Annotated in this window: 23 protein-coding genes; 7 read left to right on the top strand and 16 right to left on the bottom strand. The window is 71.8% G+C overall.

Going from position 1 to position 25,243, the window contains the following annotated elements; all coding sequences use genetic code 11:
• On the top strand, window positions 1-954 hold the full coding sequence (locus MicB006_RS28340) for a zinc-binding dehydrogenase (protein ID WP_116510196.1): 954 nt from the start codon (window positions 1-3) through the stop codon (window positions 952-954).
• A gap of 5 nt (window positions 955-959) precedes the next feature.
• Here MicB006_RS28340 and MicB006_RS28335 read toward each other — a convergent pair whose 3' ends face one another.
• From MicB006_RS28335 to MicB006_RS28260, 16 genes are all read right to left on the bottom strand, one after another.
• Entirely contained in the window at window positions 960-1,490 is a 531-nt protein-coding gene (locus tag MicB006_RS28335) for a nitroreductase/quinone reductase family protein (RefSeq protein WP_116510194.1), read from the bottom strand.
• Window positions 1,487-2,956: an MmgE/PrpD family protein gene (locus tag MicB006_RS28330; RefSeq protein WP_116510192.1), complete on the bottom strand. Its 1,470-nt coding sequence runs from the start codon at window positions 2,954-2,956 to the stop codon at window positions 1,487-1,489. The genes MicB006_RS28335 and MicB006_RS28330 overlap by 4 nt, the downstream gene beginning before the upstream one ends.
• 3 nt (window positions 2,957-2,959) lie before the next feature.
• Window positions 2,960-3,793, bottom strand: a complete 834-nt coding sequence (locus tag MicB006_RS28325; protein ID WP_073831583.1) for an ATP-binding cassette domain-containing protein — start codon at window positions 3,791-3,793, stop codon at window positions 2,960-2,962.
• Window positions 3,793-4,860: an ABC transporter ATP-binding protein gene (locus MicB006_RS28320; protein ID WP_116510190.1), complete on the bottom strand. Its 1,068-nt coding sequence runs from the start codon at window positions 4,858-4,860 to the stop codon at window positions 3,793-3,795. The genes MicB006_RS28325 and MicB006_RS28320 overlap by 1 nt, the downstream gene beginning before the upstream one ends.
• Window positions 4,861-4,886: 26 nt before the next feature.
• A complete protein-coding gene (locus MicB006_RS28315; RefSeq protein WP_116510188.1) occupies window positions 4,887-5,855 on the bottom strand; it encodes an ABC transporter permease in 969 nt (322 codons plus the stop codon).
• A complete protein-coding gene (locus MicB006_RS28310; protein ID WP_073831584.1) occupies window positions 5,852-6,793 on the bottom strand; it encodes an ABC transporter permease in 942 nt (313 codons plus the stop codon). Before MicB006_RS28310 ends, MicB006_RS28315 begins: the two co-directional genes overlap by 4 nt.
• A gap of 139 nt (window positions 6,794-6,932) precedes the next feature.
• Window positions 6,933-8,510: an ABC transporter substrate-binding protein gene (locus MicB006_RS28305; RefSeq protein ID WP_116510186.1), complete on the bottom strand. Its 1,578-nt coding sequence runs from the start codon at window positions 8,508-8,510 to the stop codon at window positions 6,933-6,935.
• A 128-nt stretch (window positions 8,511-8,638) separates the two neighbouring features.
• A complete protein-coding gene (locus tag MicB006_RS28300; RefSeq protein WP_116510184.1) occupies window positions 8,639-9,820 on the bottom strand; it encodes a lipid-transfer protein in 1,182 nt (393 codons plus the stop codon).
• A gap of 1 nt (window position 9,821) precedes the next feature.
• Window positions 9,822-10,247, bottom strand: a complete 426-nt coding sequence (locus MicB006_RS28295; protein WP_225980549.1) for a MaoC/PaaZ C-terminal domain-containing protein — start codon at window positions 10,245-10,247, stop codon at window positions 9,822-9,824.
• Complete coding sequence (locus MicB006_RS28290; protein WP_116510182.1) at window positions 10,244-11,371, bottom strand: acyl-CoA dehydrogenase family protein; 1,128 nt, start codon at window positions 11,369-11,371, stop codon at window positions 10,244-10,246. Before MicB006_RS28290 ends, MicB006_RS28295 begins: the two co-directional genes overlap by 4 nt.
• On the bottom strand, window positions 11,371-12,396 hold the full coding sequence (locus tag MicB006_RS28285) for a bifunctional MaoC family dehydratase N-terminal/OB-fold nucleic acid binding domain-containing protein (RefSeq protein WP_116510180.1): 1,026 nt from the start codon (window positions 12,394-12,396) through the stop codon (window positions 11,371-11,373). The genes MicB006_RS28290 and MicB006_RS28285 overlap by 1 nt, the downstream gene beginning before the upstream one ends.
• The gene (locus tag MicB006_RS28280) at window positions 12,393-13,577 is read right to left on the bottom strand and encodes an acyl-CoA dehydrogenase family protein (protein WP_116510178.1); all 1,185 of its coding nucleotides are present in this window, start codon (window positions 13,575-13,577) and stop codon (window positions 12,393-12,395) included. The genes MicB006_RS28285 and MicB006_RS28280 overlap by 4 nt, the downstream gene beginning before the upstream one ends.
• A 58-nt stretch (window positions 13,578-13,635) precedes the next feature.
• Window positions 13,636-15,333, bottom strand: coding sequence for an AMP-binding protein (locus tag MicB006_RS28275; protein ID WP_116510176.1), 1,698 nt, complete (start codon window positions 15,331-15,333; stop codon window positions 13,636-13,638).
• Between the two features lie 89 nt (window positions 15,334-15,422).
• Complete coding sequence (locus MicB006_RS28270) at window positions 15,423-16,571, bottom strand: CaiB/BaiF CoA-transferase family protein (RefSeq protein ID WP_116510174.1); 1,149 nt, start codon at window positions 16,569-16,571, stop codon at window positions 15,423-15,425.
• Window positions 16,568-18,202, bottom strand: a complete 1,635-nt coding sequence (locus MicB006_RS28265; RefSeq protein ID WP_116510172.1) for an AMP-binding protein — start codon at window positions 18,200-18,202, stop codon at window positions 16,568-16,570. Before MicB006_RS28265 ends, MicB006_RS28270 begins: the two co-directional genes overlap by 4 nt.
• A 62-nt stretch (window positions 18,203-18,264) precedes the next feature.
• Complete coding sequence (locus MicB006_RS28260; protein ID WP_161565970.1) at window positions 18,265-19,836, bottom strand: ABC transporter substrate-binding protein; 1,572 nt, start codon at window positions 19,834-19,836, stop codon at window positions 18,265-18,267.
• 411 nt (window positions 19,837-20,247) lie between these two features.
• On the opposite strand from MicB006_RS28260, the gene MicB006_RS28255 reads away from it, so the two are divergent.
• From MicB006_RS28255 to MicB006_RS28230, 6 genes are read left to right on the top strand one after another with little or no spacing between them, the layout of a single operon-like run.
• Entirely contained in the window at window positions 20,248-20,895 is a 648-nt protein-coding gene (locus tag MicB006_RS28255) for a PaaI family thioesterase (RefSeq protein WP_161565969.1), read from the top strand.
• Window positions 20,892-21,767, top strand: coding sequence for an SDR family NAD(P)-dependent oxidoreductase (locus MicB006_RS28250; protein ID WP_116510166.1), 876 nt, complete (start codon window positions 20,892-20,894; stop codon window positions 21,765-21,767). The genes MicB006_RS28255 and MicB006_RS28250 overlap by 4 nt, the downstream gene beginning before the upstream one ends.
• Window positions 21,764-22,900: a TIGR03617 family F420-dependent LLM class oxidoreductase gene (locus MicB006_RS28245; RefSeq protein WP_225980547.1), complete on the top strand. Its 1,137-nt coding sequence runs from the start codon at window positions 21,764-21,766 to the stop codon at window positions 22,898-22,900. The genes MicB006_RS28250 and MicB006_RS28245 overlap by 4 nt, the downstream gene beginning before the upstream one ends.
• Window positions 22,897-23,793: an LLM class F420-dependent oxidoreductase gene (locus tag MicB006_RS28240; protein WP_116510163.1), complete on the top strand. Its 897-nt coding sequence runs from the start codon at window positions 22,897-22,899 to the stop codon at window positions 23,791-23,793. The genes MicB006_RS28245 and MicB006_RS28240 overlap by 4 nt, the downstream gene beginning before the upstream one ends.
• Window positions 23,794-23,842: 49 nt before the next feature.
• Complete coding sequence (locus tag MicB006_RS28235) at window positions 23,843-24,361, top strand: nuclear transport factor 2 family protein (RefSeq protein ID WP_116510161.1); 519 nt, start codon at window positions 23,843-23,845, stop codon at window positions 24,359-24,361.
• Window positions 24,362-24,365: 4 nt separating this feature from the next.
• On the top strand, window positions 24,366-25,235 hold the full coding sequence (locus MicB006_RS28230; protein ID WP_116510159.1) for a TIGR03619 family F420-dependent LLM class oxidoreductase: 870 nt from the start codon (window positions 24,366-24,368) through the stop codon (window positions 25,233-25,235).
• Window positions 25,236-25,243 lie beyond the last annotated feature (8 nt).

Below are 25,243 nucleotides of genomic sequence, written 5' to 3'. Positions count from 1 at the left end.
GTGCTCGCCAGCTACGTCGTCGACTCCGGCTCCCCCGACAGCTTGCGTCTCGGCCAACTAGAGGCCCCGACGCCCGGCCCCGGTCACGTGCTCGTGCGGGTCCAGGCGGCCAGCCTGGACCGGGTCGACACCTACATCCGTCGCGGCACCCACGGGATGGCGGTCACCGGCCCGACGATCCTCGGCCGGGACGTCGCCGGCACCGTCGTGCGGACCGGTCCCGGCGTCACCGGCTTCACTCCCGGCGACGCGGTCGTCGGGCTGACCACCGGCACCCACGCCGAGTACGCCGTCGTCCCGGCCACGCACTGCTTCCCGCGACCGGCCGCGCTCGACGCGGTCCACGCCGCGGCGGTGCCCACCGCCGGACGCACCGCCTACGACGCGGTCGTCAACCTCGCCGGCGTACGCCCCGGCGAACGGGTCCTCGTCGTCGCCGCCGCGGGCGCCGTCGGCACCTTCGCCGTCCAGTACGCCCACCACCTGGGCGCGCGCGTCTTCGGCACGAGCGCCCCGGCGAAGGCCGACGCGGTACGCGCCCTCGGCGCTGTCGACGTCGTGGACCACTACCGTCCCGACGTCGTCGAGTCCCTGCGTGCCGCCCTGCCCGGCGGCGAGGTGGACGTCATCGTCGAGTCGGTCGGCGGCACCCTCTGGTCCGACGTGCTCAAGGTCCTCGCCCCCGGCGGTCGGCTGGTCACCTGTGGCGTCACCGCCGACAGCCACGCCCACCTGCACCTGGGTCGCCTCATGGTCAAGGGCTGGACGCTGCGCGGGATCGGCCGGCCCGGGCCCGAGGCGGTGGCCTGCCAGCTACGCGAGGCCCTCACCCTCTCGGCCGTCACCGCCGCCCCCGCGATCGCCGCGACGTACCCGCTCGAGCAGGCCACTGTCGCGCACGACCGGCTGGAGGCCTCCGAGTTCGTCGGGCGGATCGTCCTCACGACCGGCTGAGCCGCTCAGGTGAGCGACTCCCCCGAGACGGCGGTCAGGACGACGAGCGGGATCTGCCGCCCGAAGCCCGCAGCCCGTTCGGCGTAGCGTCCCACGTTCGGCTTGCGCGCCACGACGTGCGCGAACAGCTCCGGGTCGCGCTCGCCGTCGGTCACCCGCGCCCGGACCGGGATCGTCCTGCGCCGCAGGACGATCCAGCAGAGTTCGTGATGATGCGCGTTGACCACCCAGGCCGGGTCCTTGGGGCCGCCCCCCTTGGAGCCGACGACCACCAGATCATTTCCGTACGGCACGTAGGGCAGCGCCGCGTCGCGCAGCTCCCCGGAGCGACGGCCCACAGTCGTCAGCAGCAGCGTGGGGTGGTAAGGAAACCTGCCCGCCAGCGCGTACTGCAACGACACGAGCGAGAACCCGGTCCGTCGCACGAGGAACCGGTCGAACGCCATCCCGCGCGGCCCGCGGATGACGATCAGCCACGACCGGCCGTACGAGGCGAACGACCTCGTGTCCGCGCCGATCCGGTCCCGTCGGCTCATCGCGCCCGCGCCAGCAGCGGTGACAGCGACTCGGCGACGTCGGCGACGTCGTCGATGCCCCGGACCACCTCGACGAGCCGCTCCTGCGCGCCCGCGTCGAGGATCCCGTCGCAGAACGAGGCCAGCTTGCCGGTCACGAAGTCCCAGTCCGCCCGCGTCGTGTCGTCCCACGGGTCGCCCTGGGCGAAGTCCGACTCGACGACGTACTCCCGGCCACCGGCCCGGATCGTCAGCGCGCCGCGCGTCCGGCGGATCTGGCCGCCCGGATGTTCCCTGAGGTCGGCCTCCCACTCCGCGTCGAGCACCGGGTCGGGCGCCGTGGTGATCCGGCGCGCCAGGTCCCACACCGCCGGGTCGGCCAGCCGCTCGGGGTCGTACCACTGCGGACCCGGGGCGTGCCCGAGCAACGCCAGCGCCGCGGCGTACGGCATGTTGAAGGCGCCGTCCAACGGCGCGACGACGGTGTCCGGGATCTGCGGGGCCGGCTCCCGGAACTGCAACGTCCGGTAGGCCGCCGGGCTCAGCCGGATCTCCATGGACTCGATCTGCGACACCGGCACGCCGTGGGTGCTCGGGAACGCGCGGACCGCGTCGAGCGCCGCGTGGGTGAAACGGCACGTCGGGTACGGCTTGAGCGACGTCTCGCTGATCCACCACTTCGACCCCAGGCCGGCGACCATCTCGTGCCGCTCGCCGCCGAGGAAGCCCATCGCCTCGATGAAGCCCGGGGTGCGGTCCAGCACGTCCAGGTCGCCGGTGTAGCCCTCCTCGGCCAGCGCCGCGCCGAGCATCCCGGCGTGCGCGATCGCGCCGTACGGGCCGTACTTGAACGCGTTGAACGAGCGCCGCTCGGCCATGTAGGAGTTCTTCGCCGGCGGGGCCAGCCAGGCCACCAGGCCGAGCGCGTGGGCCAGCCGCTCCGGCTCCCAGCCGCCGACGACCGCGCATGCCGCTGCCGCGCCCATCGAGGCGTACCCGTGCGACGACAGCGGCGACCAGCGGAACTGGCCGTCCTCGAAGGCCATGAGCGAGGTCGACAGGTTCAGCCGCGCGTTGATCTCGAAGGCGATGATGCTCGCGCGCAGCAGGCTCGCTCCGTCGGCGTGCAGCCGCTCGGCCTCCGCCAGCCCGGCCGCGACGCCGAACACCGCGAAGTGCGCCGAGTTGAAGAAGGTGTCGTCCGCGTCCAGCGCGTTCATCATGTCCGCGTTGGCGTGCGCGGCGTTGATCGCCGCGACCCGCTGCCCCAGCCCGAACACTGTCGCCTCGGCGGGGCCGCCGAACCGGGCGGCGACCTGCTGGACCATGCGGCTGCGCCGCAGCCGCACCGCCGCCAGCCCGCAGACGAGCGAGTCGAGCAGGACGAGCTTGCCGTAGTCGCGTACCGACTCGGGGATCTCCTCGTCGCGCGTCGTCGCGAACTGCGCCAGCAGCTGCGTCCGGGTCGGTCCCGTCGTACCGGTCACCGTTCAGCCCACCTTTCCCGGCGCGACGAGCCGGTTGCCGTGCGCGTCGCGCGGCAGCGGCACGGGGATCGCCGCGAGCAGCTTCTTCGTGTACTCCTGCCGCGGGTTGGCGAAGATCTGGTCCGTCGTGTCCGTCTCCACGACCTCACCGGAGGCCATCACCATGACCCGGTCGGCGATGACCTCGACGAGGGCCAGGTCGTGACAGACGAACAGGTACGCCAGACCCAGCTCCTCCTGCAGGTCGCGGAGCAGGTTGAGCACCTGCGCCCGCACCGACACGTCAAGCGCCGCGACCGGCTCGTCGCACACGATGAGGCTCGGCTTCATCGTCAGCGCCCGGGCGATCGCGACGCGCTGCAGCTGACCGCCGGACAGCTCGGCCGGATAGCGCTCCAGGTAGCGCGAACCGATGCCGACCTTGTCGAGCAGCTCGACGGCCTCCTTCTCCCGCGTGGCCCGGCCCTTGTCGGTGTGCACGAGGAGAGGCTCGGCGACCGCGTCCTTGATCGTCATCCGCGGGTCGAGCGAGCTGTACGGGTCCTGGAAGATCATCTGCATCCGCTGGCGCAGCGCGCGCAGCTGCTTCGGCTTCGTGGCCAGCACGTCGATCCCGTCGAAGGTCACCGAGCCGGAGTTCGGCTCGATGAGGCGCAGCACCATGCGCCCGACAGTCGACTTGCCCGCGCCGGACTCGCCGACGACCGCGAGGCACTCACCGCGCTCGAGGGTGAAGCTCACCCCCTTGACGGCGTGCACCGTTTTCGTACGCCGGCCGAGCCAGTCCCGACCGGAACTGAACGACTTCGTGAGGTTCTCGACTTCGAGCAGGCTCATCAGACCGTCACTCCATCCAGGGAGAGCTCCGCGGCCCGCACGCACCGCGCGTGGTGCTCGGCGGAGCCGTCGAGCCGGACCAGGCCGGGGTGGGCCACGTCGCACCGCCCCGGCACGGCGAACTCGCACCGGCTGGTGAACCGGCACCCGTGCGGCCAGGTGCCCGGGGCCGGGATGCCACCGGGGATCGCGCGCAGCCGCCGGTCGGTGCTCAGGCCCGGCTTCGGGATCGAGCCGATCAGGCCGGACGTGTAGGGGTGCCGCGGGTTGAAGAACAGCTGCTCCGAGGGCGCGTTCTCGGCCACCTCGCCGGCGTACATGACCACGACCTCCCGGCACAGCTCGGCCACCACCGCGAGGTCGTGGCTGACGAACAGAAGCGCCACCCCGGTCTGCTCCTGCAGGTCGCGCAGCAGCTCGAGGATCCGTTCCTGCACCGTCACGTCGAGCGCCGTCGTCGGCTCGTCGGCGATGAGCAGACGCGGGTTGCACGCCATGACCATCGCGATCATGACGCGCTGGCACATGCCGCCGGAGAACGCGTGCGGGTAGTCGTCGACCCGCTGCGCCGCCCGTGGGATCTGCACCATCTCGAGCATCTCGACGGCGCGGGCCCGGGCCTGCTTGCGGCTCATGCCCAGGTGCTTGCGCACCGACTCCGCGATCTGGTCCCCGACTGTGTATGCCGGGTTCAGGCTGCGGATCGGCTGTTGGAAGATCATGCCCATGCCCGGGCCGCGCAGGTCCCGCCACTGCTTCTGGGTGCCCGCGGTGAGGTCCACGCCGTCGAAGACGATCCGGCCCGAGGCGATCCGCCCTCCGGTCGCCCCGGTCAGGCCCATCACCGCGATGGAGGTCACCGTCTTGCCCGACCCGGACTCGCCGACCAGGGCCATCGACCCGCCCGGCTTGAGCGAGAACGAGACGTCCTGGACGGTCGTCTGCCACCCACCCGAGGGCGAGGGGAACTCGACGTTGAGGTTCTCCACGCGCAGCAGGTCCGCCGCCCCGCCGGTGGCGTCGGTCCTGGTGCCGGCGGTCCCGCCGGACGCCGTTTCACGTGCCATGTCAGCTCCTGGTGGTTGCCGGGCGGTCAATTGCCCGAGCGGGTGCGAACGAGGGCGCGGCGGACGCCGTCACCGACGTAGGTGAAGGCGAGGACGGCGAGGAAGATCATCACGCCGGGCGGCCACACGAGGTACGGCGCGAGGCGCATGTTCGACGAGGCCGTCGAGAGCATCGAACCCCAACTGGCCGCGGGGGCCTGGACGCCCAGCCCGAGGAAGCTCAGGCTCGCCTCGGCCGCGACCGCGGTACCCAGCGACACCGAGATGACGAGGATGATCGGCGGCAGCACGTTGGGCAGCACGTGCCGCACCGCGGTACGCACGGTGCTGCAACCCAGGGCGATCGAGGCCTCGATGTAGGTCTCGTGCCGCACGTCCATCGTGCCGGCGCGGGCCACCCGGAAGAAGCGCGGGGCCATGACCAGGCCGATGGCGAGCATCGCGTTGGTGATGCCGGCGCCGAGGACCGCGACGATGGTGATGGCCAGCACGAGCGACGGGGCGCTCATGAGCGCGTCCATGACGCGGGTCAGGATCGCGTCGACCCAGCCACCGCGGTAGCCCGCGATCATGCCGAACGGCAGACCGAGCACGAGCGCGACGGCCGCGGCCTGCAACGCCGCCCACAGCGAGACCCGCGCCCCGAAGATGAGCCGGCTCAGCACGTCCCGGCCGTAGTCGTCGGTCCCCAGCCAGTGCTCGGCGTTCGGTGGCCTGAGCCGCAGCAACAGGTTCTGCACGTCGGGGTCGTACGGCGCCAGGGCCGGGGCGAAGATCGCGATGAAGGTCAGCACGAGCAGGAAGACGCCGGCCACGATCGTCGCGGGGCGACGCACGATGCTCTTGAGGATGCCGGGGGCGGCGACCGGCTCCGGGTCGCCCGTGCCGACTGCCGCCGCCGGCACCTCGGCGCGGACGGTCTCGGCGAGGCCGCCGCCGGAGTCGTGCGAGTCGTTCCCCGGCGCCGGAGCCGAGGGGGTCTGGTTCGCGCTCATGACCGCACCTTCGGGTTGAAGTAGCCGTAGGAGATGTCGACGATGAGGTTGACCAGCACGACGACAGTCGTGCTGAACAGGACGAAGCCGAGCAGCACCGGGATGTCACGCCCCTGCACCGCCTCGATGGCGGTACGACCGAGGCCCGGCATGTTGTAGATCATCTCGATGGTCACCGATCCGGCGAGGACCTCCGCGACGCGGAAGCCGAGGACGGTGACGACGGGGATGCACGCGTTCTTCAGGGAGTGCTTGAACACGACGCTGGAGCGCGACAGTCCCTTGGCCTCGGCGTTGAGGACGTAGTCGGTCTTCATGACCTGCCCGAGCGCCGAGCGCAGTTGCAGGGTCACCTCGGCCGCGGGAAGCAGACCCAGGGCGATGCCCGGCAGGACGAGGTGCGAGAGCCACGGCCAGAAGCCGTCGGCCAGCGGTTGGTAGCCGAACGCCGGAAACATCTGCAGCCCCACCGCGAAGACCGAGGCGAGCACGAGGCCGAACCAGAAGCCCGGGATGGCGATCGCGATCGAGGCGAGCCCGTTGACGATCCGGTCGACGATGCCGCCGGAGCGCAGCGTGGCCACGAGGGCGAGGGTGGCCCCGAGCACGACGGCGAAGATCATCGCGACGAGCACCAGCGACATCGTCGTGGCCATTCGCCGCGTCAGCAGCTCGATGACGGTCTGGTCGGAGAGGAAGGACGTGCCGAGGTCGCCACGGAGGACGTCGCCGACCCACATGGCGTATCGCACCAGGACCGGAGCGTTGAGGTTGAGCTCCTCGCGGATCGCCTCGACACGGTCCGGGGTCGGTTCGTCACCGGCCAGCACGACGGCCGGGTCGCCCGGGGCGAGCTCGATCAGGGCGAAGACGAGCAGCGGGACGACGAACAGCAGGGGTATTGCCGCGAGTAAGCGCCTGCTGGCGTAGCGGATCATGTCCTACCTCGACTCTGAGCGTGTGCCTGGGACTGCGCCTCGCACGGCCTGGTGCCGGCAAGGCCGGTGGTGTCGCCGCCGGCCCCCGCCGCAGCGGGCGGGTCCGGCGGCGACGCCACCGGTGGTCAGGAGCGACCGGTTACTTCTTGACGGCGATGTGGCGCAGGTCCCAGATGCCGATGTTCGACATCGGGATGTTGTCGGTGCCGACGATGTTCGCCTTCGAGACGTTCGCGTTGGTCTGGTTGCACAGCGGCAGGAACCAGGCCTGCTCGAGCGTCGTCTTCCAGATGTCCTGGTAGAGCGGGGCGCGCTTGTCCATCGGCAGCGTGGGGTTGGCGGCCTCGGCCGCCTTGTCCGCGATGAGCGAGGGGTCCGCGGCGAGCTTGTACGTGTTCAGCAGGTAGGTGTTCACCGTCGCCGCCGGGTCGGCCTTCGGGCTCCACGACGTGCCGACCATCAGCTCGAAGTCGCCGGCGATGAAGCGCGGCTCGTTCTCGGTGTTGGGCACGGGGTTGAGCGTCGCGTCGACGCCGACGGCCCGCAGGGACGCCTGCACGACGTTGGCCGGCTGTTCGGCGTTCGTGCCCGCGGCGAAGGTGACGGACACCTTGGCGCCGCCGGCCTGCTGCACCAGGGCCTTGGCCTTGTCCACGCTGAACTCGTACGGGTAGGTGTAGTTCGGGATGCGGCTCGGGTCCGTCTCGGGCACGACCTGGCGGGTCGGCGTGCAGTAGCCGCTGAAGAGCGCGCTGATCGCCTCCGGGTCGACCGCGTGGGCGATCGCCTGGCGGATCTCGGGCTTGGCGACGTCGCCCTTGTTGGCGCGCATGTAGACGCCGACGACGTTCTTGAACTTCACCTGGTTCTGCTGGAGACCGCTGCCCGGGGTGACGATCTTCTCCACCGTGGCGATCTCGCCGGCCGAGCTGAGCGGGGCCAGGTCGACCTGGCCGCTCTGCAGGCCGTTGAGGCGGGCGGCGGCGTCGGGCACGCGCTGCAGCTCGATGCCGCCGAGACGGCCGACGTTCGGGTCCCAGTAGTTGTCGGCCCGCTTGAGGACGAGCTTCTCCTGGGGGACGAGCTGGGTGGCGATGTACGGGCCGGAACCGGCGTTCCCGGGATTGTTCTTGAGGTCGGCGCCGTCCTTGATCGCCTTCGGGCTGACCATCATGCCGGCCGTGCCGGTGAACGACGCGGGCAACTGGACGCCCTTGCCCTTGACCAGCTTGAGCCGCGCGGTCGTCGCGTCGACGACCTCGACCGACTCGATGTCGGCGAGGTCGCTCTTGAGGGTCGAGCCCTCGAGGGTCTTGCCGCGCTCGATGTTGACCTTGACGGCCTCGGCGTCGAACGGCGTGCCGTCGTGGAACTTCACGTCGTCCCGGAGCTTGAGTTCCAGGACGCCGCCGTCCTCGACGAAGTTCCACTCCTTGGCCAGGCCCGGGACGATCTTGTCGTCCTTGTCCAGCATGGTCAGCCGGTCCCACACGAGGAACAGGTAGCCCCAGGCGCCGTAGCTCGTCTGGAGGGCCGGGTCGAGGTCACGCAACGGACCCGCCGACGCGAACTTGAGCACGGCCGAAGTGTCGATCTCGCCCTGCCCGGCGCTGCTGCCGCCGCCGGAGTTTTCCGACGAGCTGCAGCCGGCCATGGCGAGAGCCCCGACGCAGATCAACGCGACCACACGTTTGCGGGCCGTTATGTTGACGCCCATTCTCATCCTTCCCAAACAAGAGCCGAATCGTTCCGGCTGATAAGAGGTGGTGTTGTCCCGTCCGGCGGCTGCCGGGCGGGATCCGTGGGTCGCTGACGGCCTTCAGATCTGTGGTGGTGGCCGGCGTCTCAGCCCTCCGCGGAGAGGATCAGTGCACTGGTGGGAACACCGACGCCGGCTGTCACGAGGACGTTGCGTACGCCGTCGGGCTGGTTGGTCGAGGTCCCCCGGACGAGGCGGACGCCCTCCGCGACACCGTTCGTGCCGTGCAGGTACGCCTCGCCGATCTGGCCGCCGTGGGTGTTCGTCGGCAGCGAGCCGGTGACCTCCAGGTTGCCGTCGGCGATGAAGTCCCGGGCCTCGCCGCGGCCGCAGAAGCCGTACTCCTCCAACTGGTTGAGCACATACGGCGTGAAGTGGTCGTAGAGGATCGCCGCGTCCATGTCGGCGGGACCGAGCCCCGACTGGGCCCACAACTGCCGGGCGCAGAGCTCGACCTCGGGGATCCGGGTCAGGTCCTCCCGGTAGTAGCTGACCATCTGGTATTGGTCCGGCCCCAGGCCCTGGGCCGCCCCCCGGATGTAGACCGGAGTGACGGGCAGGTCCTTGGCGCGCTCGGCGCTGACGACGACCATCGCCTGGCCGCCGTCGGTCTCCTGGCAGCAGTCGAACAGATGCAGCGGCTCGGCGATCCAGCGGGAAGCCTGGTGCTCCTCGAGCGTGAGCGGCTTGCCGTAGAACCACGCCTTGGGGTTGTTCGCGGCGTGCTTGCGGGCGAGCACCGCCACCCGGCCGTAGTCCTCGCTGGTCGCGCCGTAGGTGTGCATGTAGCGACGGGCGAACATCGCGGTGTGCTGGGCCGGAGTGAGCAGGCCGTACGGGTTGACCCAGGAGCGGTACTCGTTGTCCGAGGTGGCCTGGGTCTTCGCCGGCGGAGGTCCCTGCCCGAAGCGGACGCCGGAGCGCTCGTTGAAGGCGCGGTACGCCACGACGACGTCGGCGATCCCGCTCGCGACGGCCATGGCGGCCTGCTGGACGGGGGCGCAGGCGCCGCCGCCGCCGTAGGGGATCCGGGAGAAAAACTTCAGCTCGGGGATGCCCAGGCTGCGGGCGACCATGTTCTCCGGGTTGGTCTCCATGGTGAAGGTCGTCATGCCGTCGACATCGGCGGGGCTCAGGCCCGCGTCGGCCAGGGCGGCCGTGACGGCCTCGACGGCCAGTTGCAGCTCGCTGCGGCCGGAGTCCTTCGAGAACTCCGTCGTGCCGATGCCGACGACCGCGGTGCGACCCGACAGGAAGTTGGACGTCACGTCACTGCTCCGATCCACGGGGCAGGCGCACCGTCACCTCGGAGATGGCGTGCCCACCCTTGCTGTTCATGCCACGCACCGCGACGCGCACGGTGTCCTCCTCGACGCCGACGACCTCGCCGGTCAGCCGCATCACGTCACCCGGGAAGTTCGGCACCCCGAGGCGGGTGCTCAGGCGCACCATGCGCGCGGCGGGGCCGGCCCAGTCGGTGATGTAGCGGCCGACGAGCCCGTTGGTGTGGTTGATGCTCATGTACGTGTCGGGGGTGCCGCGACGCTCGGCCTGGGCCGGGTCGTGGTGCACGTCCTCGTAGTCGCGGGTCGCGAGGGCGCCGGCGACGATGACGGTCCGGGTCAGCGGGATCTCGAGCTCCGGCAGCGTGTCGCCGAGGCTCACCTGCTCGATGGTGATCTGCGTGCCGCTCACAGCTGCTCCCCCTCGCCGACGAGGTCCGCGAGCTGCTGCAGGTGCCAGGCCCCCGAGCCGGCGGTGTTGGCCAGCTGCGTGGTCCAGAGCATGTAGCGGTGGACCGGATAGGTGACGTCGGCGCCCATGCCGCCGTGCACGTGCTGCACGGTGCGCGCGACGCGGTCGCCCGCCTCGGCGGCCCAGTACTTCGCGACGTGCACTGCCGCACGGGACGGCCGCCCGGTGGTCTCGCGCCAGAGCGCGTTGAGGTAGGTGACCTCCATCGCCTCGGTGTCGATGTGGCAGTCGGCGAGCTGGTGGGCGACGGCCTGGAAGGTCGCGATCGGCACCCCGAACTGCTCACGGCCCGAGGTGTAGTCGGCGGCCTGGCGTACGGCGGCCTGACTGATGCCGCTCTGCAGAGCCGCCACGGCGGTCCAGACCTGGCGCAGCAGCCAGTCGAGCCGGTCCTCCTCGGGGCCCTCGGCGAGCAGCCCCGCGGCGGCGCCGTCGAAGCGCACGTCGGAGGCGAGTCCGCGGTCGGTGCGCTCGAAGGTGTCCCGGCGTACCCCGGCGCCGGCGGTCGGCACGAGGTAGAGCCCGACCGCGCCCGCCTCGTCGGCGGCCGGGACGATGATCGCGTCGGCGAGGTGCGCCGAACGGACGCCGACCGCGGTGCCGCTCAGGGTGACCCCGTCACCGCCTGGCTCGGCGCCGGACCGCGCGCGGACGTGGGCGCCGTACGGCCGGGCGTCGGTCAGGTCGTCGACGGCGACGGTGAGGACTGCGTCCCCGGCGGCGACACGGGGCAGCCACTCGGCCTGCTGCTTGGCGTTGCCGTAGCGCAGCAGCGGCAGGACGCCGCCGACGAGGGTCTCCCACAGCGGGACGGTGCCCAGCGTGCGGCCCTGTTCGACGAAGACCCCGGCGATCTCCCACAGGCCCAGCCCGGCGCCGCCGTGCTCCTCGGGCACGGGCAGCCCGAGGATGCCGGACTCGGCCAGGTCGCGGTACAGGACGCGGTCGAAGCGGTCCGGGCCGGCCTCGATGTCGAAGAGCCGCTGCGGGTCGCCGTTGCGCGAGAACACGTCGCGCGCCAGGTCGTTGACAGTGACCTGCTCCTCGGCGAGCTGGAAGTCCATCAGTTCCCTTCCTCTTCTGTGGGCTCCGGTGCGGAGGTCGCGGCCCGGAAACGCGGCAGCGTGAGGTTCTCGTCGTAGTCGAGCCAGTCGACCTGCACGGGCATGCCGATCTCGACCTCCTCGGCCTCCCCGGCGAAGTCGGCGACGAGGCGGGTGCCCTCTTCGAGGTCGACGAGCACGACGGTGAGCGGGTAGTCGTACCCGGGAGCCTTCGGGTGGTGGCTGACGACGTAGCTGTGCACAGTGCCCCGGCCGCTCGCCTCGACCTCGTGCCACGCGTACGAGTGGCAGGAGGGGCAGATCGGGCCGGGCGGGTGGCGCAGCGTGCCGCAGTCGGTGCAGGCCTGGATGACGAGGCGACGCTGTGCGGCGGCCTCGAACCAGAACGCGTTGTCGCGCAGGATGAACGGCTTGTGCCGCAGCGCCGGGTCGGCGGCGGCCGGCGCCGCGGGCTTGGCACGGGACGGGTCGAAGCGCAGGATGCGGAAGCGCTGGCGAGCCACGACCTCGTCGTTCTGGTCGGTGTAGGTGCGCAGCGTCGTGATGAAGTGGCCGGTGCCCAGCCCCGTGGTCTTGCGCGGGGAGACGTCCTCGATGACAGTCGTCATCTTGATCTCGTCGCCCAGACGCAGCTCGCGCACGTACTCGTGCTCGTCGTTGGTCGCGACGACCCCGACGAAGCCGGCGTCAGCGAGGAGCGCGAGCAGCCGGGCCATCGGGGTGTCCGGCGCGGCGCCCGCGGCGGCGGCCGTGTGGGCCTTGTAGCCGACCATGAGCCAGGTGGACAGCATCGGCGGCGGGGCGACGACACCCTCGCGGCCGGTGTCACGCGCGGCCTGGTCGTCGACGTAGACGGGGTTCTCGTCGCCCATCGCCTCGACGAAGTGGCGGATCATCGCCTGGTTGACGGCGTCCTGGGCGTAGCGGGTGGGCGTGGCCTCGAGGCCGACGAACTCGCGCAGGCGGGCGAGGAAGGCGTCCTGGTCGGTGGCGTCGAGGGCGGGGGCCTGCGTCGTGGTGCTCATGCGGAACGTCCCTTCCTCGGCATGCCGAGACCGGCGACCGCGATCATGTCGCGCAGCACCTCGTTGGTGCCGCCGCCGAAGGTGTTGATGTAGGAGCCGCGGGTGTACGCCTCCAGCTGCCCGCCGAGGACGGCGTCCGGCGCGCCGGGCCGCCGGGTCGCGCGGGGCCCGACGACGGAGACGAGGTTGCGGCAGACCCGGTCGTGGGTCTCCGTGCCGTAGACCTTGGCGACCGACGCGGCGGCGGGCGCCGGGTTCTGGCCCTCCCCCACTACGGCGATCTTCCAGTTGAGCAGGCGCATCGCGGTCAGCTCCGCGTAGTCGCGGGCCAGCTCCGTGCGTACCCACGGCTTGTCGAGGACGCGGTTGCCGTCGGCGTCGGGCTCGGCGGCCCACGCGGCGACGTCGGTCCACAGCTGCTCGGTGCGCCCGCCCATCGCGGCCAGGCCCACCCGCTCGTGACCGAGCTGGCCGGTGATGAGGCGCCAGCCGCCGTTGACCTCGCCCACGAGGGCCTCCGGGCCGACGCGTACGTCCTCGTAGTAGGAGGCGTTGGTGTGGGTGATGCCGCTGGTGGCGATCGGCGTGCAGCTGAAGCCCGGGTCCGACGTCGGCACGATGAGGATGGTGATGCCCTTGTGCTTCGGGGCGGCGGGGTCGGTGCGCACGGCCATCCAGACGAAGTCGGCCTGGCTGACACCGCTGGTGAACACCTTCTGGCCGTTGACGACCCAGCCACCGTCGGGCGTGGCCTCGGCCCTGGCGCTCAGCGAGGCGAGGTCGGTGCCGGAGCCCGGCTCGCTGTAGCCGATGGCGAAGATGACGTCGCCGGTCAGCATGCCCGGCAGGTACGCGCGCTTCTGCTCCTCGGTGCCGTAGCGCATCAGCATCGGGCCGATGTTGTTGATGGTGACGAAGGGGAACGGCGCCTGGGCCCGGTTGATCTCGTCGAAGAGGATGTACTGGTCGATCGCCGGGCGGCCCTGGCCGCCGTACTCCGTGGGCCAGCCGAGCCCGAGCAGGCCGTCCTTGCCGATCTGACGGATGATCTCGCGGTAGGCCGGGCGGTCCTCGTTGGTGCCGCCGAGCGCCTCGCGGACCTCAGGCGTGAGCAGGCGCGCGAAGTAGGCTCGCAGCTCCCTGCTCAGCTCTCGCTGCTCGGGGGTGTACTCCAGGTACATGGATGTTCCTCATTCTCGGGGCGTGGGCGCCAGTCGGTGTGCCGGGCGGACCGGCAGGTCAGGTGGCCGGCAGGAGCGCGGCACGTCCGTTGTCGGCGAACTGCTTCTCGAGGTCCCGGACGTCCGCCTCGGTCAGCGGGCGGTACGCGGTGGACGCGCCGTCGCGGACGTAGACGGGGTCGGTCGTGACCCAGGCGGTACGGCGTAGGACCTGCTTGGCGACCTTGCCGTTGCCCGTGCTCGGGATCTGGTCGACGATCCGCACGAAGCGGGGCCGCCACTTGGTGCCGAGGTCGGCCTGCTCGTCGAGGAAGGCGGTGAACGCCTCCGGGTCGAAGGTGGCGCCGCCACGCAGTTGGATCGCGCACATGACCTGGTCGCCGGTACGCGGGTCGGGCACGGCGAAGACGGGGGCGACCGCCACCCGGTCCCAGCGCTCGATGATCCGCTCGGCGGGCCCGGCCGCGAAGTTCTCGCTGTCGACGCGGATCCAGTCCGAGGAGCGGCCGGCGAAGTAGAAGTAGCCGTCGGCGTCGCGGTAGGCCAGGTCGCCGGACCAGAAGTCCTCGCCGCGGATCCGCTCGGCGGCGGCCTCGGGGTTCTTGTAGTAGCCCTCGAACCGGGCAGCCATGCCGACGCCGACGAGCTGGCCGATGGCCTCGTCGGCGTTGAGGAGCCGCCCGGTCCCATCGAGCACGGCCGGGGGGCACTCCAGCCCGGTCTCCTCGTTCATGACCTTGATCTCGGCGCCGGCGACGGCCACGCCGAGCGCCTCGGCCGGCGTCTCGGGGGTGCGGTTGATCCGCATGACGCCCTCGCTGGAGCCGTAGCCTTCGGAGATGACGACACCGAAGCGCTCGGCGAAGCGGGCGATGTCGGCGGCCGAGGCCTCGGTGCCGACGGCGCGCCGCAGCGTGCTCGTCGCGTCGCGAGGGTCGACCGGCTGGGCCAGGATGTAGGCGAGGGCTCGGCCGACGTAGTTGAAGTAGGTCACGCCGTGCTCGTGCACGTCGCGTACGAAGCCGGACGCGGAGAACTTGCGAACCATGCAGATGGTCGCGCCGCAGACCATGGCGGGGCCGAGGTTGAGCATGACGGCGTTGCCGTGGAACAACGGCATCGACATGTAGCTGATCGAGTCGCGGGTCAGCTCGGTGCGGGTCAGCAGCGCCTCGGAGACCGCGGCGAGGCGCCCGTGGGAGCAGATGACCGCCTTGGGCGCCCCGGTCGAGCCCGAGGAGAACATGAGCAGCAGGTTGGCGCGCGGGTCGACCTCGGCGGTGGGTACCGGCGCGCCGGCGTGCCGGGCCAGCCAGGCGGCGTACTCCGGGGAGTCGATGTTGCGCACCTGCCCGGCGGGGATGCCCAGGTCGAGCCCGTCGACGAGGCCGGCGAGGCGGTCCTCGGTGAGGAGCAGGTCGGTGTCGGTGTGCCGCACGTCGTGGGCCAGCTCGGCGCCACGCCGGGTCGGGTTGATCCCGACCACTGTGGCGCCGGCCAGTGCGGCCGCACAGATCCAGTACACGTAGTCGGGGGTGTTCTCCAGGAGCAGTCCGATGTGCAGTGGCCTGCCGTCGGGCCGGGGCACGTCGTTCAGTGCGGCGGCCCGGTCGGCTGCTTCCTGCACGATCCGGCCCCAGGTGATGGTGCGGCCTTCGAAGAGCAGGCCGGGATGGTCGTCACCCGTGCGGGCGCGCACGATGTCGGCGAAGACGGCGGGTCCCGAGTTCCGGGCCACCGGGGCCTGTGTCGTCATTGACGTTTGCTCCGTCTCGTCCGTCGGCGAATGCGAGGCAGCAATCAAGCAAGCGCTTGGTCGAAGCGTAGAGTGAGGCTTGCCGCAGGTCAAGACCTTGACAACGCTTCCCACGGGCTGCTCGCGGCGAGCGCCGAGCGCACCCGGTCGGTGTCCTCACCACGCCGGCGCGGGGCCCGTGGGACGCCCGCGGGCGTACGCGAGAACCGGGGCGTGGGGGCCGGCTGGGCGACCCCCTCGACCTCGACCACGCCGCCCCGGGCACGCACCTGCGGGTGCTCGGCCGACTCGGCGATGTCCAGCACCGGGTGCACGCACGCGTCGACGCTCTCGAAGACGCTGGTCCACTCCTGCCGGGTGCGTCCGGCGAAGACCGACGCGATCCGCTCGGCCCAGCCGGCCCACCCCGACTCGTCGAACTGCCCCGGCCCGCCCTCCGGATCGAGGCCGAGGGTGCGCAGGAACGCGCGGTAGAACTTCGCCTCGATGGCCGCCACGGACATGAACTTGTCATCGGCGGTGCGGTACACCCGGTAGAAGTGCGCCCCGCCGTCGAGGTAGTTCGTGCCACGGGTGAGGTTCCAGGCGCCCCGCGCGTGCATCGAGTGGATGACGACGGTGAGCAGCGCGCTGCCCTCGAGCATCGAGGCGTCCACGACCTGCCCACGCCCGGAGGAGACACGCTCCTGCAGGGCCGCCAGCACACCGAAGGCCAGCACCATGCCGCCGCCGGCGAAGTCGGCCAGATACATCGGCGGCACGACGGGGCCGGTGTCGGGCAGGCCGATCGTGTCGAGCACCCCGGAGACGGCGATGTAGTTGAGGTCGTGTCCGGCGGCCGCGGCGAGGGGGCCGTCCTGGCCCCAGCCGGTCATCCGCGCCACGACCAGGCGCGGGTACCGCTCGGTGAGTTCGGCCGGGGCCAGGCCGAGACGTTCGAGCACCCCGGGCCGGAACGGGTCGAGCAGCACGTCCGCGTCGGCGAGCAGCCGGTGCACGAGCGCCCGGTCGGCCTCGGACTTCAGGTCGAGCGTGACTGTCGTACGGCCCCTGTCGATCGCGTTGACCTGCGCGCGCTCGCGCCGGTCGGGCTCACCCGGCGGGTCGACCCGGACCACCTGGGCGCCCAGGTCGGCGAGCATCATCGTCGCGAACGGCACCGGCCCCTGCCCACCGAGTTCGAGCAGGCGCAGGCCGGCCAGCGGTCCCTCGAACCGCCGGCCGGGGGCGCCGCTCACGCCTGTTCCCGGGTGCCGGCCGGGACCGGGAGGCCGGTCACGGCACGGGGGTCCGTGCTCCACGTCCGCGCGGTCACGCCCTCCTCGCGCAGGACCCGCTTGAGGACCCGCCCGACGGCGTTCTTGGGCAGTTCGGTGCGGACCTCGATGTGGGAGGGGACGGCGTACCGCGGGATCCGCGGGTGCAGCCACTCGAAGAGCTCCGCCGGGTCGATCTCCGCACCGGGCGCGGGCACGACAGTCACCTTGAGGTCGTCCTCGGCCAGCGGGGAGGGGACCGCGTGGACGGCGACCTCGCCGACGGCCGGGTGGGTCGCGACGATGCCCTCGATCTCGAAGCTGGAGATGTTCTCGCCGCCGCGGCGCAGGTAGTCCTTGCCACGGTCGACGAAGTAGAGGTAGCCGTCCTCGTCGAGACGGCCGTAGTCACCGCAGTGGAACCACAGGCCCCGGAAGACCTCCAGCGTCTTCTCCGGCTCACGCCAGTAGCCGTTGAACATGATCGCCGGACGGTTGGGACGGGCGACGATCTCGCCGACCTCGCCGACGGGCAGCGGGTTGTCGTGCTCGTCGACGATGCGTACCTCGAAGGAGTCGTTGATCTTGCCCGCGCTCCCGGCGCGGTAACCCCCGGGTGGGGTGAGGGTGATCAGGCAGGCCTCGGTCAGGCCGTAGGCGCCCGAGCCGACCCGTTCGACGCCGAAGCGCTCCGCCCAGCGAGCGGCGAGCTCGGCGGTGACCGGCGAGCCGGACACGACGCGCAGCCGGCCGAAGGCCTCGCGGGCGGCCTCGGAGTCGGGGGCACCGGCGATCATCGGCAGCATCGAGCCCATGAGCGCGGCCATTGTCGCGCGGCTGCGCAGGATCTCGTCCCAGAAGCCCCGGACCGAGAAGCGCGACGCGAGGTCGATGGCCGAGCCGAGCTGGAGCGAACCCATGACGTGCCCGACGGCGGCCATGTGGAACAGCGGCATCGCCGTCCACAGGACGTCGCCGGAGTGGCGTTCGAGGTTCTCGTGCATCTGGCGGGCCATGTTCGCCACGTAGCCGTGGCTGACCATGCACGCCTTGGACGGCCCGGTCGTGCCGGCCGTGTAGATGAGGTGGCTGGTGGCGTACGCGTCGAGGTCCGGGGTGGTCGTCACCGCCGATCCCTCAGCGACGGCGGCGTCGAAGTCGACGACCTCGGTGGCCCAGGCGGGCGCCGGGCCCGAGGCGGGCCGGATGGGGGCGCCGACGAGGACCGGCACCCGTAGCTCCGTGCCGATGAGGGCGTCGTCCAGGACGGGCACGAACTCGTCCTCGACGATCATCGCGACCGGGTCGGCGTCGAGCACCTGGTGGGCCAGTACGGGGCCACGGTTGCTCGTGTTCAGCGGAACGACGAAACCGCCACAGAGCGTCGTCGCCCACCAGGAGAGCAGGGCCAGGCGGCCGTTGCGGGCGAGGACGACGACCCGGTCGCCGGGAGCGACGCGGTCGGCGAGGAACCCGGCGAGGCGACGCGACGCGGCATCGAGATCGGCCACTGTGAACGGGGCGCCGGCGAGGGTGAGGGTGAGGTCCGGCTGCTCGTCGAGCAGGCGGGACAGGGCGGGCAGGAGCGGGGTGGCTGCGGTGGGACGGTTCACTGGCTCTGGCTACCTTTCTTCGGGTCGGCCGCTCGCGGTGGCGGACGGCGGGCGCCTGACACTCAGCCCTTCGTCATCGCCACGGTCCGCAGGTCGAACAGGCCGAGGTTGGTCCACGGCAGCTGCTCGGCCCCGACGACCTTCGGGGAGGCGATGGTGGCGCTGGTGAGGTTGCAGATCGGGATGAACCACGCCTCGGTGAACAGCCGCTCCCACAGCTGGTGGTACTGCTTGGCACGCTCCTCGGCGCTGGAGCGGGGGTCGGCGGCCTTGGCCGCGATCGGGCCGATGACCTCGGGGTCGGTGGCGAGCTTGTAGTTGCCGGTGAGGTAGTTGTCGACAGTGCCCGCCGGGTCGAGACGCGGGTTGAAGGTGTTGGACACCTCGAGCTCGAAGTCGCCGGCGATGAAGCGGGCCTCGGTCTCGGAGTTCGGCGTCGGGTTGAGCTTCGCGTCGATGCCGGCCTGGGACATGGCGGCCTGGATGGCGGTGGCGGGCTGCTCGGTGTTGGTGCCGGCGGAGAAGCTGATCGTCACCTTGGCCCCGCCGGCCTCGGCGATCAGCGCCTTGGCCTTGGCCAGGTCGAACTCGTACGGGTAGGTCGCCGCCGGGTCCTCCCACGGGCTGTTCGGGTAGATGCTGCGGGTGGGTGTGCAGGTGTCGGCGAAGAGCGCGCGGATGGCGGCCGGGTCGACCGAACGCGCGATGGCCTCACGGACCCGCTTGTCCTTGAGGTCGCCCATGTTGGCGCGCAGCAGGATGCCGAGGACGTTGCGGAACGGGCGGGTGGTCACCTTGAGCTGGCCGGTCTCGCCGAGCTGGCGGGCCTGGGTGATCTCGTTGGCCGAGGAGACGAAGCTGAGGTCGGTCTGACCGCTGATGACGCCGTTGAGCCGGGTGGCGCCCTCGGGGACCCGGGTGATCTCCATGCCGGCGAGGCGTCCGGCGTTGGGGTCCCAGTAGGTGCCCTCGGCGCGCTTGACGACGTACTTCTCATTGGGGACGAACTCGGTGGCGACGTACGGGCCCGAGCCGGCGTTGCCGGGGGCGCGCTTGAGGTCGACGCCGTCGGCGATCGCCTTGGGCGAGACCATCATCCCGGCGGCGGTGGCCAGGGCCGAGGGGAGCACGGCGCCGGTGCCCGGCTTGAGGTCGAGGCGCACGGTGTGCGCGTCGACGACTGTGACGCCGGTGATGCTGGCGAGATCCTGCTTGATGGTGCTCGTGGGCAGCGTCTGGCCGCGCTCGATGTTGACCTTGACGGCGTTGGCGTCGAAGGGCGTCCCGTCGTGGAACTTGACGTCGTCGCGCAGGGCGAGTTCGAGGTAGGAGCCGTCCTCGGCGTAGGTCCACTTCTTGGCCAGGCCGGGGACGACCTGGTCCGTGGAGTCGACCATGGTGAGCCGGTCGTAGATCAGCGTCAGGTAGGGGTAGCCGCCGGGGGCCGGCTGCGCCGGGTCGAGGTTCTGGAACGGCGACGAGGCGCTCACCCGCAGGACGGCGTTGGGGTCGATCTCACCCGTGGTGGCACCGGGGTCGCTGGTCGGGGTGGCGGAGCAGGCTCCGACGACGAGGGTGGCGGCGAGCAGGCTCGCGGCGACGGCGAGGCGTCGGCGGCGCGGGAGGCGAGACACAGTGTTCCTTTCCTGACCTTCGGCCCGGGAGCGGGAGCGGCTCCGCGGGTCACCGGCGGGTTCCCGGGTGCCCCGGAGGGCGCCGGGTTTGCCGCCGAGGTCGTTCGGCGGCGGCCGTGCGGGCGCGACGGTCATGGAGGTGATGGGTGGCGGCGCTGATGTGGAGCGCCTGCCCGGAACTGATCGGCATCCGCGCCCCGAGGCTGGCGGTGTTGCGGCCGTTCGCGATCCAAACAAGCGCTCGATTGGGAACCGTAGGGGCAGCGTGCGGGCACGTCAATAGGCGAACGGCAGCATGATCGACAAGGGGCGGCACGCGGCGCGCAACCGTTGCCAGCTCGCGATCAGGTCGCTAAGGTGCGCATCAAGCAAGCGCTTGATTGCTTGATGCGCGCCAAAGGAGTCCGCACTGTGGAAGCCCCCCTCGCCACGGCACAGCCCCGCGACACCGGCATCGACGCGGTCGCCTCGGCCACCCGCCGGCTCATCGACGCGATCACGCGCGCGGGCGGAGCCGTCGACGCCGACGCCAACCGGATCGTGGCCGACCTCGACGCGCTCACCGCCCGGATCGACGCCCACGCCCCGGACCTCTCCGAGCGGATCGCGACAATGTGGCGCCAGCCCGGCCCGGGCCGCTTCGACCCCGCCGGCGGCACCGAGAACCCGCTGTCGCCGCCGGTGGCCCTCTGGGTCGAACCGGACGGCTCACTACGCGGGGAAGTCACCCTGAGGCTTGCCTTTCAGGGGCCACCCGGGCACGTGCACGGCGGCACCTCGGCCATGCTCATGGACCACGCCCTCGGCATCGCCAACGCCCGCGCCGGATACGCCGCGGTGACCGTCGGGCTCGACATCTCCTTCCGCGCGGCCATCCCGATCGGCTCGACGATCACGATCCTGGCCCGGCACGACGGGCGCGACGGACGCAAGGTGCGCAGCTCCGGCGAGCTGCGCGTCGGGGACCTCACGTGCGTCACGGCCACGGGCACCTTCGTCCTCATGGACGACCCGTCCACGCGGGAGAAGTTCCGCCGGCCGTCGAGGGAGCAGGCATGAGCACGGATCCCCACCCGAGCACCGCCGCACCCGGCCCGCTCGCCGGCCGCGGCGCGCTCGTCATCGGCGGAGGCGGCGGCTTCGGCCGCGCCATCGCCGCCGCGCTGGCCGCCGACGGGGCCGCCGTGACGATCATGGGACGGACCGAGGCGACGCTGCGGGCGGCGGCCGAGACGATCGCCGCGGACGCCCCCGGAGCTTTACCGGTACGGATCAGCGCCGGCGACTCCACCCAGGAGCAGGACGTGGCAGTCGCGGTACGCGCCGCCGACGAGACCCCGCTCGCGGCCGTCGTCACCACTGTCGGCGGCGGCACCTTCCGTCCCGTGCTCGCCCTCGACGCCGAGACCCTCGAACACGACTTCCGGCGCAACGTCACCACCGCGCTGCACGCCATCCGGCACGGCGGACAGGCCCTGGCCGCGCACGGTGGCGGCGCGATCGTGTGCACCTCGTCGAGCGCCGGCGGGCACTCCTTCCCGTTCATGCCGTCGTACTCGGTGAGCAAGGCCGCGCTCGAGGCACTCGTCCGGGTCGCCGCCGACGAACTCGGCCACCTCGCGGTACGGGTCAACGTCGTACGCCCCGGCATCGTCGCCACCGACGGGGCCAACCCGGGCCTGCTGCTGGCCGACCCCGAGCTGGCCGCCGCGACCGTCGCCGAGAAGCCCCTGTCGCGGATCGGGCGCGCCGAGGACGTCGCCGCCGCGGTCCGCTTCCTGTGCGGTCCCGGCTCCTCATGGATCACCGGCGCCTGCCTGCCCGTCGAGGGCGGGGCCCACCTGCGGCGCGCGCCCCGGCTGGAGAAACTCGCCCGGATCGTCAACGGCGACGAGGTCGTCGACGCCACCCTGGAGGGCCGCATCCCGTGACGACACCACAGACACCCGCCGCCCGGATGGAGCTGACCACGACGCTGCCGCCGACGACGGCGCTGCGCGAGGTGCCCGCGGTCGTGGCACGCATCGAACGGCTCGGCTTCGACACCGTGCACATCCCCGAGACGACGCACGACTCCCTGGCGGTCGCGCTGCTCGCCGCCGAGCACACCAGCCGGATCACCGTACGCACCAGCATGACGCTGGCCTTCCCCCGCAGCCCGATGGTGACCGCGTACGCCGCGTGGGACCTCGCGCGGTTCTCCGAGGGCCGCTTCCAGCTCGGTCTGGCCACCCAGGTGCGGGGCAACATCGTCGGCCGCTTCTCGGTGCCGTGGGAGCGGCCGGTCGAGAACCTGCGCGACTACCTCGCCTCGATCCGGGCGATCTTCGCCTCGTTCAGCACCGGTGAGCCCCTGGAGCACGAGGGCAGCCACTACCGCTTCACCCGGCTCCAGCCGTACTTCAATCCCGGCCCGCTGTCGACCGCCGCCCCGGCGCTCTACACCGGCGGCGTCAACCGCCGCGTCTGCGAGGTGGCCGGCGAACTCGCCGACGGCTTCGTCACCCACGCGACGAACTCACACCCGAGTCACCTGCGCACAGTCGTGCTCCCCGCGCTGCGCGCCGGGGCCGAGCGGGCCGGACGCGCGGGTCTCCCCCGGGTCGTCGTGGTGTCCAAGTCGATCACCGGTCCGACGCCGGCCGCGCTCGCCGCGACCCGCGACTCCGCGCGCCAGGAGCTGGCGTTCCTCTTCTCCACACCCGCCTACCGCACCACCCTGGACCGGCTCGGCCTGGGCCGGGTCGGCGAACGGCTCGCCGCGATGGCCGCCTCCGGGCGCTGGACGGGACTCGCCGGCACCCTCGACGACGAGACCCTGGCCACGCTCATCCCGCACGGCACCTACGCCGAACTGCCGGACGTACTCGGGCAGGCCTACGGCGGGATCGCCGACGGGCTCGGGCTCGGGCTGCCGCTCGACCCGGACGACGACGAGGACTTCGGCGCGTTGCTCGAACGCCTCCGGCTCATCCCGACGAGCGCCGCCTCCAGCACCCCGCCCGCGACCGGCGGACCCACCAGCGCGACGCGCGGCGTCGCCGGATCGGAGACCCTGTCATGACCGCACGCGTCGGGCTGCTCACCCCGGTCGTCGTCCAACATCCGCGCACCGCGGCCGCCTGGGAACGGGACGTCCTGTCCGGCCCGGACGTCGGCGGTGCGCTGCTCGCCGTCGCCCGCGCCGCCGACGACCTGGGCTACCACCATCTGACATGCAGCGAGCACGTCGCCGTGCCCGCCCCGATCGCCGTCGAGCGGGGCGCGACGTACTTCGACCCCGTGGCCACGCTGTCGTTCCTCGCCTCGGCGACGCGCCGCGTCCGGCTCGCGACGAACGTCGTGGTCATCGGCTACCACCATCCGCTCGCCCTCGCCAAGACCTACGGCACCCTCGACCTGCTCAGCGGCGGACGCGTCGTCCTCGGGATCGGGGTCGGCAGCCTCGAAGAGGAGTTCGACCTGCTCGGCGCCGAGTTCGCCGGGCGCGGCGCGATCGCGGACGAGGCGATCACGGCCCTGCGCGCGGCGTGGGGCAGGGCCGTGCCGCACCACGAGGGACCCCACTTCACGTTCACCGACTTCGTCGTCGAACCGCACGCGCCGCGCACCACGGTGCCGCTGTGGATCGGTGGGCGCACCCGCCGCTCACTGCGCCGCGCCGTGGAGTACGGCACCGGATGGGCGCCGTTCGGCCTCGGGCCGCGGGAGCTGACCCGCATGTGGAACTCCGTGGAACGCCCCGACGGCTTCGACCTCGTACTGCAGATCCCGCCGCTGGACCCGCTCGGGGACCCGGACGGCTCCCGCGAGCACCTGCGCACGGCCGACGCCGTCGGGGCGACCGCTGTCAACGCGAGCCTCGTGGCCACCTCGGCGGCGCATCACCTCGAGCAGATGGCCGCGCTGCGCGAGCTCGCCCCGGAACGCTTCGAGGCGAACGCGTCCACGACCTGACCGGCCGTCGACCGGCCCGGCCGGCGAGGCCCGATCGAAAGGAACCACCATGACCGACTCGCAGCCCGACCGGCTGGCCCTGCTCGAGGCGCGCCTCGAACAGGCCGAAGGGCGCCTCGCCGCAGCCGAGGACCAGATCGCCCTCTGGCGGATCGTCGCCAGCTACGGCCCCGCCGTGGACAGCGGCTCGGCCGAGATCACCGCCCAGTTGTGGACCGAGGAGGGCGTGTACGACACCTACCCGGTCGTGCTCAACGGCCGGGACGCGCTGCGCGGCATGGTCAACGGTGAGCGGCACCAGGCCCTGATCCACTCCGGAGCCGCCCACCTCATGGGGCTGCCGCACATCGTCGTCGACGGCGACCGGGCCGTCGTGACGAACTACTCGCAGCTCGTGCTCAGCGCCCCCGACCAGAACGGCTACCGGATCTGGCGTACCGGGTCCAACCGGTGGGAGTTCACCCGCACCGACGAGGGCTGGAAGGTGACCCACCGCTGGAACCGCCAGCTCGACGGCACCGACGAGGGCCGCGACATCCTCGCCCGCGCCGTCGAACCCGAGGCCTGAGGTCGTGCGCATCGGCCTCAGCTCCCCCGTCCTGGCCGACTCCGGGCCCCGGCCCCCGTGGGAGGCCGAGGCCGGGGTCGCCGAGTTGCGGACGGTCTTCACGACCGCCGACCGGCTCGGGTACGAGTTCTTCACCTGCCCGGAGCACGTCAGCGTGTCACCGGGTCTGGCGCGCGGTGAACGCTTCTACGACCCGGTCGCGACGTTCTCGTACCTCGCGGCGATCACCGAGCGGATCCGCTTCCTGCCGTACGTGCTCGTGCTCGGACTGCACCATCCGCTCGAGTTGGCCAAGCGGTACGGCACCCTCGACCACCTCAGCGGCGGACGGGTCGTCCTCGGCGTCGACGTCGGCAACCTGGAAGAAGAGTTCGCGCTGCTCGGACGTCCGTTCGCCGACCGCGGGCCACGGGCCGACGACGCCCTGCGGGCCCTGCGGGCGTCCCTGTCGGTACGGCTCGCGACCTACCACGGGGAGTACTACCACTTCACCGAGCAGGTGATCAGCCCACACGCGGTTCAGGAGAAGGTCCCGATCTGGGTCGGTGGCCACAGCAGGCGTGCCCTCCGGCGCGCGGTCACCCTGGGCAACGGGTGGGCGCCGGCCCCCGTCACGTATCGCGGGCCGGACCTGGAGACCCTGCCGCGGATGCTCGCCGAGCACGACCTGCCGGAGGGGTTCGACGTCGTCATCACGCCTCCGGCCCGCCTCGACCCGACGGGCGCCCCCGAGGCCGCGCTGGACCTCGTCGGCCGGATCGGCGAGGCGGGGGGCACCGTGGTCAACCTCGTCGTACGGCACCGTGACCTGGCCGAATACCTCGACCAGCTCGCGGCGGCAGCCGAGCTCTTCGGTCTCGACCGCCGCGGCTGAGCACGGCC

The organism is Micromonospora sp. B006 (assembly GCF_003408515.1).
Classification (GTDB): Bacteria; Actinomycetota; Actinomycetes; order Mycobacteriales; family Micromonosporaceae; genus Micromonospora; species Micromonospora echinospora_A.
Note: the sequence above shows the minus strand (reverse complement) of the source record. Positions and strands in the feature narration are given on the sequence as shown.